The organism is Bradyrhizobium sp. UFLA05-153 (genome assembly GCF_054185185.1).
In genome coordinates this window covers 54,394-68,542 of the sequence record NZ_JBBIAM010000009.1, presented here as the reverse complement: position 1 = coordinate 68,542, position 14,149 = coordinate 54,394, and the positions used below count along the sequence as shown (strand labels likewise).

Below are 14,149 nucleotides of genomic sequence, written 5' to 3'. Positions count from 1 at the left end.
TCAGTTTGCGGAGCTTGGCCTGATCCGCATCGCATTAGTTTGAGATAGCGCAAAGGCAAGCCTGGTCGCGCTGTTACAAGGAGCGGGATTCAGAACAACGGCGTTCTGCTAACTGAAAGCGGCGCCCTTGCGAAAACTCTTCGGCATCCGTCTGTACCTGGGGTTGGTTCTGGCCATTCTCGGCTGGGTGGGCTCCGGCTGTCCGATCTATGCGGCTGGCAGATTGAGCGAGTATCTGCCGAAGGCGGAGCCGGGCGAACTGGTTCCGGGTGCAAACAGGTTCGGATCGCTGCAAGGCGATCCGGCGATTGCACCTGCATATAAGGATGACCAGCTTCTCGGGTTCGTCTATCTGAATTCGGACTTCGCCAACGCAACCGGCTACTCCGGCAAGCCGATTCAGCTTTTGATCGGAATCAGTACGAAGGGCGTACTCACCGGCCTCAGGCTGGTCGAACATAAGGAGCCCATCGTTCTGGTGGGTATTCCGGAAAAACGCATCCTTGAAGCCGTCAACAAGCTGATTGGTACTGACATGGACCCCGTTGTGCGCGGAGTGGCACCCGCGCCGCAGGTCGATATTGTCAGTGGCGCGACGGTCACCGTTCTGGTGATGGGAGACAGCATCGTCAGGTCCGCGACCAAGCTCATCAAGAGCGGTCGTCTCGGTGCCCAGGGCAATTCGCCGACCGGAGCCGCGCCTCAAGCTACCAAAGAGATTGATCCCGGCAAGAGCGCGATCCGCGATTGGCAAAGCCTGGTCGGTGACGGCTCCGTTCGCCGCCTGACCATCTCCCTTGCCGAAGTCAATCAGGCATTCGAGAAATCAGGCAACGCGGCTGCAGCGGCCCGCCCGGAAGAGGGGGAGCCCGGCGACACCTTCATCGATCTGTATGTGGCCGACGTCGCGGTGCCGACCATCGGCCGCAGCTTGCTCGGCAACGACGGATACGATCGCCTGACTGCACGGCTCAAGCCTGGCCAGCAGGCTATCGTCGTTGCAGGTTCGGGCCGCTATTCCTTCAAGGGAGCAGCTTACGTTCGCGGCGGGATCTTCGATCGGATCGAGTTGATCCAGGAGACCAACAGCATCCGCTTTCGCGATCGCGACCACACCCGGTTGGGGAGCCTCGAAGCCGAAGGCGCACCCGACTTTCCTGAGATTGCCCTGTTCGTCGTACCGGCCGAGTTCAATTTCGAGCCGACCGAACCGTGGACGCTGCAACTGCTCGTGCAGCGCGTCGTGGGCGCGCGCGAAAAGGCATGGGTGACCTTCGAGCTGGAATATAGGCTGCCTGATGTCTACGTGAAGCGCGAGCCGGTGGCGCAACTGCCGGCCGCTGCGCCGGCAAAAACGCCCGACAAAACGGCTTCATCGATGGCAGAACGGCGCGATGCTGCGCCACCGCTCGCAGGCGAGGACGAGCCACTGTGGCTGAAGATCTGGCGGGGCAACATCGTCAAGATCGGCACCACGGTCCTCGCGCTTGGCGCGCTCACCTTGATCTTCTTTTTTCAGAACCAACTGGTGCGCCGTCCGCAGGTCTACACCTGGGTGCGGCGCGCCTACCTCGCGTTCATCCTGGTGTGGCTCGGCTGGTACGCGAACGCCCAGTTGTCGGTCGTCAACGTGCTGACGTTCGCCAATTCACTATTGACCGGGTTCAGCTGGGAATACTTCCTCTCCGCGCCGCTGATCTTCCTGCTGTGGTGCTCGATCGCCGCCGGGCTTCTGTTCTGGGGACGCGGTCCGTTCTGTGGCTGGCTCTGTCCGTTCGGCGCGTTGCAGGAACTGCTCAACAACGTAGCGCAGGCGGTGAAGATTCCGCAATATCGATTGCCATGGGGTCTTCATGAGCGGCTGTGGCCGCTCAAATATATCATCTTCCTCGGTCTGTTCGGGATGTCGTTGTACTCGACGGCATTTGCCGAGCAACTTGCGGAAGTCGAACCCTTCAAGACGGCGATCATTCTGAAGTTCGCGCGCGAATGGCCGTTCGTCATCTACGCGCTAACACTGCTATCGGCGGGATTGTTCGTCGAGCGCTTTTTCTGCCGCTACATGTGTCCACTTGGTGCGGCGCTAGCGATTCCAGGCCGCATCCGCATGTTCGAATGGCTGCGCCGCTGGCCTGAATGCGGCTCGCCCTGTCAGCGTTGCGCCATCGAATGCCCCGTGCAGGCAATTCATCCCGAAGGGCACATCAATGTCAATGAATGCATCTACTGCATGCATTGCCAGGAGCTCTACTTCGACGACCACCGCTGCCCGCACATGATCCAGGTGCGGCTGAAGCGCGAGAAACGTGAAGCGATGTCGTCTCCGTCAATGCGCAGCGGCGGCAAAGGCCCGAGCACGATCATCACCGCGGGCGGTAAGCCGGTTGCGTTGCCGCGCGCGGAAGCCGTCACCCCGCCACCAACTTGAAAACCAGGAGGCTAGCATGAGTGAGAACGAAACTGGAAAATCCGTCAGTCGACGCACTTTGTTGGGGACCTCGGCTGCGGCCGCCGGCGTAGGTATCGCGGGCGGCGTCGGCCTGTCGAGTGACGGCCGCGGCCTCGTTGCACCTGCCGACGCGCAGACCAATGCGGCACCAAAGGCGCCGGCGGCGCGTCCGGCGGTGCAGAAGACCGAGGTGGCGCCGGGCGAACTCGACGAATACTACGTGTTCTTCTCCAGCGGCCAATCCGGCGAAATGCGCATTGTCGGCCTGCCCTCGATGCGCGAGCTGATGCGCGTTCCCGTCTTCAACCGCTGCAGCGCCACGGGATGGGGACAGACCAATGAAAGCCTGAAGGTGTTGACCGAAGGGATGCAGCCGGCCACGCGCGAATTACTCAAGAACCGCGGCGGCACGTTCATGAACGGCGACTTGCATCACCCGCACATCACGTTCACCGACGGCACCTATGACGGCCGATATGCGTTCATGAACGACAAGGCCAATAGCCGGGTCGCGCGCGTGCGCCTCGACGTCATGAAGTGCGACAAGATCATCGAGTTGCCCAACCAGCATACGGTCCACGGTCTGCGACTGCAAAAATATCCCCGCACCGGATACGTGTTCTGCAACGGCGAGGATGGCGTGCCGCTTCCGAATGATGGCAAGGTGCTCGACAAGCCGAAGGAATATCACTCGATCTTCACGGCGCTGGACAGCGATACCATGAAGGTCGCGTGGCAGGTGATCGTCGACGGCAATCTCGACAACGTCGATGCCGACTACCAGGGCAAATACGCGGTCTCGACCTGCTACAATTCGGAAGAGGGCGTCACCCTGGCCGAGATGACGGCCAACGAGCAGGATTGGGTCGTGATCTTCAACCTCAAGCGCATCGAGGACGGCGTAAAGAAGGGCGACTTCAAGGAGATGAACGGCGTGCCGGTACTCGACGGCCGCAAGGGCTCGCCGTACACGCGCTATGTCCCGGTCTCGAACAATCCGCATGGCTTGAATACCGCGCCGGACGGCATTCATATCGTCGCGGCCGGAAAGCTGTCGCCGACCGTCACGGTGATGGATGTCCGGCTGTTCGACCAGTTGTTCGACGACAAGATCAGGCCGCGCGACGTGGTCGTGGCCGAACCCGAACTCGGCCTCGGGCCGCTGCATACGGCCTATGACGGCAGGGGCAACGCCTACACGACGCTGTTCCTCGACAGCCAGGTCTGCAAGTGGAACATCGAGCTCGCAAAGCGCGCCTTCAAGGGTGAGAAGGTCGATCCCATCATCCAGAAGCTCGACGTTCACTATCAACCCGGTCACAACCACTCTTCCATGGGCCAGACCAAGGAGGCCGACGGAAAGTGGCTGATTTCACTGAACAAGTTCTCCAAGGACCGCTTCCTCAATGTCGGTCCGCTGAAGCCGGAGAACGATCAGCTGATCGACATATCGGGCGACAAGATGGTTCTCGTCCACGACGGTCCGAGCTTCGCCGAGCCGCACGATGCAACGATCGTCCATCGTTCCAAGATCAACCCGATCTCGATCTGGGACAGGGCCGACCCGATGTTCGCGGACGCAGTGAAGCAGGCGAAGGCCGACGGGATCAATCTCGAAGCCGATTCCAAGATCATCCGCGACGGCAACAAGGTTCGCGTCTACATGACGTCGACCGCACCGGCATTCGGCCTCGAGCAATTCCAGGTCAAGCAGGGCGACCAGGTGACGGTCTACATCACCAACATCGACGCCGTAGAAGACCTGACCCACGGATTCTGCATCGTGAACTACGGCATCCAGATGGAGATTGCACCGATGGCGACGGCCTCGGTGTCGTTCACGGCGGATAAGCCCGGCGTCTACTGGTACTACTGCTCGTGGTTCTGTCATGCCATGCATATGGAGATGAAGGGCCGCATGCTGGTCGAGCCCAAGGTGGTCTGAAGCGAGGATTGCACTTGGCTCTCTTGCAACGACTCATTCCGGCGGCGGTCCTCGCCGCCGGGGTCCTTGGTCCCGCCGCCGCAGCGGAGCTGAAGGCTGTCGCCGACCAGCCGCTTCAGGCGGTGCTCGACCGTGCGCAGGAAGGCGACGTCGTCACGCTGGCACCCGGCGTTTACAAGGGGGGCATCAGGATTGACCGTCGCCTCGTTTTGACCGGGGGACCCGGTGCCGTGCTCAGTGGCGGCAGGTCCGGCAATGTCGTTACCGTGGTAGCGCCAGAGGTCACGATCCGCGGCATCACGATCAGGGAATCCGGCCGCGATCTCCAGGCCATGAATTCAGGGATCTTTCTCGAGAAGACCGCCGAGCGTGCAGTGATCGAGGGCAACCGCCTGGAAGGAAATCTGTTCGGCATCTACGTTCATGGTGCAGCGGGCTCCCGCGTCGAACGCAACGTTATCGAAGGATTGCGCGAGGGACGCCGCAGCGAGAGCGGAAACGGCGTGTCGCTCTGGAACGCGCCCGACGTCACCATCGCGGAAAACACCTTCCGCTATGGCCGAGACGGCATTTTCACGATCAGCAGCCGCAAGGACCGCTTCATCAACAACCGTTTCGAACAGGTGCGCTTCGCAGTCCACTACATGTACACCAACGACAGCGAGGTCAGCGGCAACCGTTCCGTGCGCAATACTGTCGGCTATGCCATCATGTATTCGAACCGGCTGCTTATCCGCAACAACATCTCCGATCGCGACCGGGACTACGGGATACTGTTCAACTACGCCAATTACGCCGAGATCGACGGCAACCGGGTCGTTGGCGGACCGTTCGACGAGGTCGCGGTCAGCCGCCAAGGGGCGGACGACGAGAAGGAGATGGTGCCCGACATACGGCCAACGCGGGACGTCCGCAGCGGGCCGGAAAAATGCGTGTTCATCTACAACACCAACCACAACAGGTTCCGCAACAACTGGTTCGAACGTTGTGGCATCGGTGTGCACTTCACGGCGGGCTCGGAAGGTAACGAAATTTCCGGCAACGCATTCGTCGGCAACCGCAACCAGGTAAAATATGTCGGCACCCGCGATCTCGACTGGTCGAAAGGTGGCCGCGGCAATTACTGGAGCGACAACCCGGCGTTCGACCTGAACGGTGACGGCATTGCCGACACCGCTTATCGGCCCAACGATCTGGTCGACCGCGTGCTGTGGACGGCGCCGTCCGCCAAGGTCTTGATCAACAGTCCGGCGGTACAGGTCTTGCGCTGGGCGCAGGCGCAGTTTCCGGCGCTCTATCCTGGCGGCGTCGTCGACAGCCATCCGCTGGTCGCGCCGCCGCCGAAGCCCTCGCCCGACTGGAGTCCCAGATGACCGCGACCGTGTCCGTCACCGGTGTCGACAAGAACTATCGCGCCGTGCGCGCGCTGCGCGACGTCTCGTTCTCTCTTGTGCCCGGCCGGCTGAGCGCATTGGTCGGCCACAACGGCGCCGGCAAGACCACGCTTATCAAATTGATGCTGGGGTTGATCCACGCAAACCGCGGCGAAATTCGCGTGATGGGGCAGGACCCGGCGGCGGGCGAATTCTCGGCACGCCGACTGCTCGGCTATCTGCCCGAGAATGTCGCATTCAACGCGGCGCTTACGGGGCGCGAGACGCTGACGTTCTATGCGCGCCTGAAGCGGATCAAGCCGGTCTCGGCATGGGCGCTGCTCGACCGCGTCGGATTGAACGATGCTGCCGATCGCCGCGTCGGGACCTATTCCAAGGGCATGCGGCAGCGATTGGGTCTGGCCCAGGCGTTGCTCGGGCAACCACGCGTGCTGTTGCTGGACGAGCCGACCACGGGGCTCGATCCGGCGCTGCGGCAGACATTTTACGAGATTCTGAACGAATTGCGTGACGGGGGCGCCACCGTCCTGATCTCGTCCCACGCGCTAAACGAACTCGAAGATCGCGCGGAGCACGTCCTGATCATGAATCGGGGCCGGCTGGTCGCACAAGGTACGTTGGCGGAGTTGCGCTCGCTCTCGCAGTTGCCGATCCGGGTCTCGCTCGATCTGGTGGCTGGCGCCGATGACGCGATTGCCGCCCCGATCGCGAACGAAACCTTTTCGGCAGCAGGCCGCAGGACCATTCTGGTGGCTGACGAGAAAGGCAAAATGGATCTGTTGCGCGCGGCTGCGAGCGATCCCCGTGTCAAGAATATCGAAATTGCGGCGCCGACCCTCGACGATCTCTACGCACATTTCCTCAACACGCAGGAGAAGGTCGCGTGAGGACAGTCGCAATCATCGCCTTCAAGGAGATCCAGGAAGGCCTGCGGAACCGTTGGGTGTTGGCGACGACGCTACTGCTGGCCGCTCTTGCCTTGTCACTGACATTCCTCGGCAGCGCTCCCACGGGCAATGTGGGTGCCGGCGCCCTCGATGTGGTGGTTGTCAGCCTGTCCAGTCTGACGATCTTTCTGTTGCCGCTGATCGCACTTCTGATCTCGCACGATGCGGTGGTCGGTGAAATGGAGCGGGGCACGATGATCCTGCTGCTAAGCTACCCGGTAGGTCGCAGCCAGGTCATCTTCGGCAAATTCTGCGGTCATGTCCTGATCCTCGCCTTCGCGACGATTCTCGGTTATGGCGCGGCCGCCGCTGCGCTCGCGATCACCGGCGCCTCTGTACTGGCGGCGAGCTGGTACGCTTTCGCTTCCATGCTTGGGACGTCGATCATGCTTGGGGCTGTATTCGTGGCGGTCGGATTCCTGATCAGCAGTCTGGTCCGCGATCGCGGCACCGCGGCAGGCCTGTCGGTTGGAATCTGGCTTTTGATGGTGTTGGTGTTCGATATGGCGTTGCTTGGGATCCTGGTGATCGACCAGGGACAGATCATCTCGGCAACGGTCCTCGAATGGCTCCTGTTTCTCAATCCCACTGATCTTTACCGTCTGGCGAATCTCACCGGCTTCAACGTGAGCCAGTTTTCCGGCATGGCCGGGCTGTCGGGAACGGCGACCACAGGCATTGCTGCGCTATTGCTCGGGCTGTTGGTCTGGATCGTGGCGCCGCTCGGGCTTGCGACGACCTTCTTCGCACGGAGGGAACTATGACCCCAAGATCCGTCGGTGCGATCATCATCGCGGCGTTGCTTCTCGTTGGCTGTAATCCGGACACGGGCAACACCAACATGCCGCCGCCGTTGCCGCTGACCCGCGATGCGATGGGCGTCTTTTGCGGCATGAACTTGACGGAGCATCCCGGACCCAAAGGGCAGATCATCACGGCGAGCCGGATCGATCCATTTTGGTTCACCTCTGTCCGGGATACCGTGGCATTCACATTGATGCCGGATCAGCCGCGGGACATCCGGGCGATCTACGTCTCGGACATGGCCCGCGCCACGAGTTGGGAGGATCCCGGCGCCACCAACTGGATCGACGCACGGAAGGCATTTTTCGTGATCGAAAGCCGGAAGCAGGGCGGCATGGGTGCCGCGGAAGCGGTCCCGTTCAGCAATCGGGCTGCGGCCGATGGGTTTGCGGCCGATAATGGCGGGCGAGTGGTGACACTTGCGGAAATTCCAGGCGCCTATGTGCTAGGTGGTGATACGGCAAGCGGGGCTGCCGAACACGATCGTGGCGATGTCAGGCTCAACTGAGGAGCTCGATGATGCGCAATCCAACTCTCTCGCGGCGACGGATGATTGCAATCACCGCGACGGCGCTCGGTTCAGCTCTCGCGGGCGGCTCACATATCGCTCGGGCGCAAGAGGCTGTGCGCTGGCATGGTTCGGCGCTCGGCGCGCAGGTCTCGATGGAGATATATCATCCCGACCGCGCCGAGGCCGAGCGATTGATCGGCAGTTGTCTTCTCGACGTGCGCAGGCTGGAGCAGCAATTCAGCTTGTACCGCCTGGACTCCGCGATCTGCACGCTCAACCGCACGGGCATTCTCGTGGCGCCGGACCCGGACATGGTGGCTCTGCTGGAGGCCTCGCTCGCCTTTGCCGACCTGACCGGCGGGGCATTCGATCCGACCGTTCAGCCATTGTGGCGACTCTATGCCGACCATTTCTCATCGGAGCGTCCCGATCCGAATGGCCCGCCGCAGGAGAAGCTCGCTGAAGTTCTGACCAGGGTCGGTTGCCGCGGACTGCTGGTGAGGCCAGATCGCATTGCTCTGACACATCGTGGCGCAGCGGTTACTCTGAACGGCATTGCGCAGGGGTTCGCGACCGACAAGGTCGTCGACAAGCTGCGAAAGGCGGGCTTCTCGACGACGCTGGTCAACATGGGAGAGATACGCGCAATCGGGGCGCGACCCGAGGGCGCGCCGTGGCGTGTCGGTCTTGCGGATCCGGACAGGCCAGGCGCGCTCACTGAGACGATCGATCTCGTCGACCGCGCCGTCGCGACAACGGCCGGCGCTGGATTCCGTTTCGACGCCGCCGGTCGCTTTACGCACCTCTTCGATCCAAAAACGGGCTGCAGTCCATCCCTCTATCAAACGGCCAGCGTGGTCGCGCCGAGCGCAACCGAAGCAGACGCTCTCTCGACCGCGTTTAGCCTGATGGCCATTCCTCGAATTCTGGATATCGTCGCCAGCCGTCCGAACGTCCAGGCGCGTCTGATCGATGCGGACGGTCGTCTGACCGTATGTGGCGCGTGAGATATCGTTTCAGGTAGCGGTCGGAGCCCTTTTGACGCATCCGCGCTGTACTGGCACATCGGTGAAATGACGATACGGGCTATCGAGATGGAGTCGGAGCCCTCCGATCCGTCAACGGCCAAATAGCGCGCTCATCCTGGCGTTCCCTGCTTCCCACGATGTAGCCCGCGCCATGATGGCGCACGGATCACTCTGAGCGAAGACGATGCGATCGTCGCCCCGCGCATTTTCAAGGATGTGAAATTCGCCTTTGCGCGGATCGTTTCGTTTGACAGTGCGCACCTCCACCAAGAAATGTCCGGGAGAGGACGGCAAGATCAAACAAAGGCCGCCCGCAGCTGGGGTTACGGAGGAAGCTCGGTGCTCGGATTGATGCAGGACCGGTCGTTACTGATCTCGAGTCTGATCGAGCATGCGGCGCGTTTCCATCCCAGGGCGGAGATCGTCAGCAAGACCTGCGAGGGGACGATCCATCGCAGCAATTATGCTGCCTTGCGGTCGCGCGCGGCAAAGCTCGCAAAGGCGCTGATCAAACTGGGCGTCGGGCCGGGCGATCGCGTCGCGACGCTCGCCTGGAACACCCATCGTCACATGGAGCTCTACTTCGCTGTATCCGGCATCGGCGCGGTGCTGCACACCGTCAATCCGCGCCTGTTTCCCGAGCAGATCGACTACATCATCAACCACGCCGAAAATCGGGTGCTGCTGTTCGACATCACCTTCGCCGATCTCGTTCAGAAGCTGCGGCCGAATCTTGCCACCGTCGAGCATCTGGTGGCGATGACGGACAGCGCACACCTCCCGGCCCAGCTTCCCGGCTGTCTCTGCTATGAGACGCTCGTCGAGGCGGAAGACGACATCCTGATCTGGCCGGTGTTTGACGAGCGAACGGCGTCGTCGCTTTGCTATACATCCGGCACGACCGGCAACCCCAAGGGGGTGCTTTACAGTCACCGCTCGACCATCCTGCATTCGTTTGTCGCCTGCGCGAATGATGGTCTCAAGTTGTCCAGCGGTGACAGCGTTCTTCTCGTTGTCCCGCTGTTTCACGTGAATGCTTGGGGGATTCCCTACGCGGCAGCGATGTGTGGGGCCAAGGTCGTGCTGCCCGGTCCTGCCCTGGACGGCAAGAGCATCTTCGAACTGGCGGCACAGGAAAGCTGTAACTTGTCGCTCGGCGTACCGACCGTTTGGCTCGGCCTCTTCAAGTACATCGAGGAAAATCCCGCGCTCAATCTCTCGGCGATCAAGCTCGACCGCGTGGTCGTCGGCGGATCCGCTGCGCCACGCAGCATTATCGAGAAATTCCGCAGTATCTTCGGCGCCTTCGTCATCCATGCCTGGGGCATGAGCGAAACGAGCCCGCTCGGCTCCATCGGGAATCTTCTGCCGGTCCATCGTGATCTGCCGGTTGCCGACCAGGTGTCTGTTCAATGCAAGCAGGGGCGCGCGATCTATGGCGTCGAGCCTAGGATTGTGGGCGAAGATGGAACACCGCTGCCGCATGACGGCACAAGCGCCGGAAACCTGATGGTGCGGGGGCCCTGGGTCGCCTCAGGCTATTTCAAGGGAGAGGGCGGGGCGGTGCTGGATGCGGAGGGCTGGTTTGCGACGGGAGACGTCGCCACCATCGACACCGACGGTTACATCCAGATCACGGATCGCTCTAAAGATGTGATCAAATCCGGCGGCGAGTGGATATCTTCGATCGACCTCGAGAATGTCGCGGTCGCCCATCCGGCCGTGCAGGAGGCGGCGGTCATCGGATTGCCGCATCCGAAGTGGCAGGAGCGGCCGCTTCTGGTCGTGGTCCGCAAACCTGACACCGATCCTGCACGCGAGGATATCCTGGACTACATGTCCGGCCGGGTCGCGAAATGGTGGTTGCCCGACGATGTCGTCTTCGTGAACGAGTTGCCGCACACCGCGACCGGAAAGCTGCAGAAGACCAGGCTGCGCGAACTATTCAAAGATCATGCATTGCCGACCTGACGTCGGCGCTGGCGTCACCGAAAAGCAGAGACCATGCCCGAACTGATGCTGGACGATCCCGACGGTACGCTCGTGATGCTTCGTGATAGCGTCACCGGCTTTGCTGCGCGTTTTCCAGGTGCAAAGGCCATGCGCGAGAGACGCGGGCGCGGCGGGACCATGGATCCGCTGATCTGGTCCGCAATGGCGGAAGCCGGCTGGATCGGGCTGTTGCTGCCGGAAGAATGCGGCGGCGCGGGTCTCGGATTGCGCGAGCAGGCTGTCCTCAGTGAGGCGCTGGGCCGCGCGTTGATCGCCGAGCCGACCGGCACGGCCTCGGTCTTTGCCGCGACGCTGCTTGGCGGTGCTTCGCCGGGCGCTGAGCGGAGCCGCCTGGCAGCCGGAGTGGCCAGCGGCGAGATGGTCGCAGTGCCGGCCTGGACGTCTGGTGCGAAGCCGGTTGTCGCACGCAGCGTCAATGGCAGCATCGCGCTGTCAGGCGAAACACGCTTCGTCGATGCGGCGAGTGCAGCGACGGATTTCCTTGTGGTCGCCCAGGATGCCGACGGTGTCATGCTCCTGAGCGTCGCCGCCGATGCGGATGGGGTGACGATATCGGAACGGGTCGGGGTTGACGGAAGTGCGCTTGCGACCATCTCATTTTCCGATTGCGCAGTGCCGGCGGATCGCGTGCTGTCGCGCGCGAACCGCTCCGAGGAGCTGCTCCGCCAGGCGATCCTGCATACGCGACTGGCGCTCGCGGCGGAGCTGACCGGCCTCGCCTCGAAAGCGCTCGAGCTCACGATCGCCTATACAAGCGACCGGGTGCAGTTCGGCAAGCCGATCGGCAGCTTCCAGGCCATCCAGCACCGCCTGGTCGACATGTGGATCGAAGCGGAGTTTGCCGCGGCCGCCGTGGTCAACGCGGTCGATTCGCTGCAGGCGGACGATGTCGATACGGCGGAGCTAGCCGTGTTGGCGGCCAAAGCGCGGGCGGGCGAAGCAGCATTCTCGATCTGCCGTCGCGCGGTGCATCTTCATGGCGCCATGGGTTACACCGACGAATGCGACATCGGCCTCTACCTGAAGCGCGCCATCAATCTCAATGCCATGCTGGGACAGCCTGAACAACTGCGCCTGGAGTTTGTCGAACGCGAAAGCGGCTATCGCCGCGGGAGGACCTAATGGATAACAATCTGATCAAGACCGAGATCAAGGATCACATTGCGGTCGTGACGATGGATGCGCCGCCGGTTAACGCGCAATCCAAGGAGTTCGTCGAGGAGTTCATCGCGGTCTTCGACGAATTGAACGAGACCCCGACGGTACGGGTGATCGTATTGACCGGCGCCGGAAAGACCTTTTCGGCCGGCGCCGACATCAAGTCGCGCGGCAAGGTCGGGGCTATTCCGGGCGACACCTATCGCCATCTGCGGCGGGCACGCGAGGTCGGGTTTTGCATCATCGAATCCAACAAGCCGGTGATCGCCGCGGTAAACGGTCCCGCGCTGGGCGCTGGCCTCGGCCTCGCGCTCTGTTCGGACATCATCCTGGCGTCCGAGAACGCGGTGTTCGGCCTGCCGGAGATCGACGTCGGCTTGATGGGCGGGGTGCGGCATACGATGCGCATCATTCCGCATACGCTGGCGCGCCGCATGGTACTGACCGGCTACCGGGTGCCAGCGGCCGAGCTCTATCGTCGCGGCATCATCGAGGACTGCCTGCCTCGGGAAGAGCTGATGCCCGCCGCCCTCAAGATGGCCGCCGAGATCGCAAAGAAGAGCCCGATGGCGCTGAAGCTCGCCAAGCGCGCGATCAATACGGTCGAAACGATGGGCCTGAAGGACGGCTATCGTTTCGAGCAGAACCTCACGGTGGAGATGACGCAGCACGAGGATTCCAAGGAGGCGATGCGGGCCTTCATGGAGAAGCGCACGCCCGTCTTCAAGGACGTGCTTTGATGGCGTCGGACTGGAACGACATTCCCGACGAGGAGTTCAGGTCGATCTTTCGCACGTGGGTCGACCAGAACTGCCCGAGCCATCTGCGCTACATGCGCAAGCAGCGTCCGCTCTTCAACGAAGTCGCCGTGTGGTATCATGCGCTGGCCGCCAAGGGCTGGCTGGCGCCTACCTGGCCGCGGCAGTACGGCGGCATGGGTCTCTCTGCGGCCAAGCACATGATCTATGTCGAGGAATGGGGTCGCCTCGGCTGTCCGCGCATTCCGGACCATGGCATCGGGCTAGTCGGTCCACTCCTCATCGAGTACGGCTCCGATGAGCAGAAGGCTCATTATCTGCCGCGGATCCTGTCCGGCGAGCACGTCTGGTGTCAGGGCTATTCGGAACCCAATGCGGGATCCGATCTCGCAAGCCTGCAGACATCAGCAGTGCTGGATGGCGACGAGTTCGTGGTCAACGGACAAAAGATATGGACGACGCTGGCCCATTGCGCCAACTGGATCTTCGTCCTCGTTCGTACCGAACGTGACGCCAAGGTGCGCCAGAAGGGTATCACCGTCCTGTTGCTCGACCTGACCTCGCCCGGCGTTCGGGTCCGGCCGATTGCAAACTTGCGTGGCGAGGCCGACTTTTGCGAGGTCTTCTTCGACAATGTGCGTGTGCCGCTGAAGAACCTGGTCGGCAAGATCAATGAAGGCTGGACCGTCGCAAAGTCGGTACTTGGCCACGAACGCATCTTTCTGGGGGCGCCGACGCGCCCTGAATATGCACTCGAGCGCCTGCGACGGCTCGCGGATGCACGTGGTGCGTTCGAAGATCCCGCGTTCATGTCGCGCTTCGCCCGCCTGCGGCTCGATCTCTACGATCTCGGATCCGCCTTCGAGCGCTATGCAAAGGTCCTGCGCGCCGGCGGCGAACTCGGTGCCGGTGTCTCTGCTCTCAAGATCTTCACGACCGAGCTCTACCAGCGGATCACCGAGGAAATGCTCGCGGTCGCCGGCGAAGAGGCGCGGCTTGCTGACGATCTCGCCGCGGGGGATGTCGAGATCGATGCGATGAATCTCTTTCTCGACTCGCGTTCGCCCGCGATTTTCGGCGGCTCCAACGAGATTCAACGCAACATCCTCGCCAAGGCCGTGCTGCGGCTTCCCGGTTGAGTG

11 protein-coding genes are annotated in these 14,149 nt (G+C 62.1%); all 11 read left to right on the top strand.

Annotated features, from left to right (window positions below):
• Positions 1–163: 163 nt before the first annotated feature.
• The 11 genes from Q2941_RS08175 to Q2941_RS08125 all read left to right on the top strand — a co-directional run bounded on the left by Q2941_RS08175 (position 164) and on the right by Q2941_RS08125 (position 14,146).
• Entirely contained in the window at positions 164–2,428 is a 2,265-nt protein-coding gene (locus Q2941_RS08175; protein WP_458192174.1) for a 4Fe-4S binding protein, read from the top strand.
• Between the two features lie 16 nt (positions 2,429–2,444).
• On the top strand, positions 2,445–4,394 hold the full coding sequence (gene nosZ / locus Q2941_RS08170) for a TAT-dependent nitrous-oxide reductase (protein WP_458192142.1): 1,950 nt from the start codon (positions 2,445–2,447) through the stop codon (positions 4,392–4,394).
• Positions 4,395–4,408: 14 nt separating this feature from the next.
• Positions 4,409–5,767 carry a nitrous oxide reductase family maturation protein NosD gene (locus Q2941_RS08165; RefSeq protein WP_458192141.1) on the top strand — a complete coding sequence of 453 codons (1,359 nt, stop codon included), beginning with the start codon at positions 4,409–4,411 and terminating at the stop codon, positions 5,765–5,767.
• The gene (locus Q2941_RS08160) at positions 5,764–6,675 is read left to right on the top strand and encodes an ABC transporter ATP-binding protein (protein ID WP_458192139.1); all 912 of its coding nucleotides are present in this window, start codon (positions 5,764–5,766) and stop codon (positions 6,673–6,675) included. Before Q2941_RS08165 ends, Q2941_RS08160 begins: the two co-directional genes overlap by 4 nt.
• On the top strand, positions 6,672–7,499 hold the full coding sequence (locus Q2941_RS08155; RefSeq protein ID WP_254111999.1) for an ABC transporter permease subunit: 828 nt from the start codon (positions 6,672–6,674) through the stop codon (positions 7,497–7,499). Before Q2941_RS08160 ends, Q2941_RS08155 begins: the two co-directional genes overlap by 4 nt.
• Positions 7,496–8,047, top strand: coding sequence for a nitrous oxide reductase accessory protein NosL (locus Q2941_RS08150; protein ID WP_254112000.1), 552 nt, complete (start codon positions 7,496–7,498; stop codon positions 8,045–8,047). Before Q2941_RS08155 ends, Q2941_RS08150 begins: the two co-directional genes overlap by 4 nt.
• Before the next feature lie 11 nt (positions 8,048–8,058).
• On the top strand, positions 8,059–9,057 hold the full coding sequence (locus Q2941_RS08145) for an FAD:protein FMN transferase (RefSeq protein ID WP_458192138.1): 999 nt from the start codon (positions 8,059–8,061) through the stop codon (positions 9,055–9,057).
• Positions 9,058–9,417: 360 nt separating this feature from the next.
• On the top strand, positions 9,418–11,049 hold the full coding sequence (locus tag Q2941_RS08140) for a 3-(methylthio)propionyl-CoA ligase (protein ID WP_458192136.1): 1,632 nt from the start codon (positions 9,418–9,420) through the stop codon (positions 11,047–11,049).
• Positions 11,050–11,082: 33 nt separating this feature from the next.
• Complete coding sequence (locus Q2941_RS08135; protein WP_458192135.1) at positions 11,083–12,213, top strand: acyl-CoA dehydrogenase family protein; 1,131 nt, start codon at positions 11,083–11,085, stop codon at positions 12,211–12,213.
• A complete protein-coding gene (locus Q2941_RS08130; protein WP_027524168.1) occupies positions 12,213–12,989 on the top strand; it encodes an enoyl-CoA hydratase/isomerase family protein in 777 nt (258 codons plus the stop codon). Before Q2941_RS08135 ends, Q2941_RS08130 begins: the two co-directional genes overlap by 1 nt.
• On the top strand, positions 12,989–14,146 hold the full coding sequence (locus tag Q2941_RS08125; protein WP_458192133.1) for an acyl-CoA dehydrogenase family protein: 1,158 nt from the start codon (positions 12,989–12,991) through the stop codon (positions 14,144–14,146). The genes Q2941_RS08130 and Q2941_RS08125 overlap by 1 nt, the downstream gene beginning before the upstream one ends.
• Positions 14,147–14,149 lie beyond the last annotated feature (3 nt).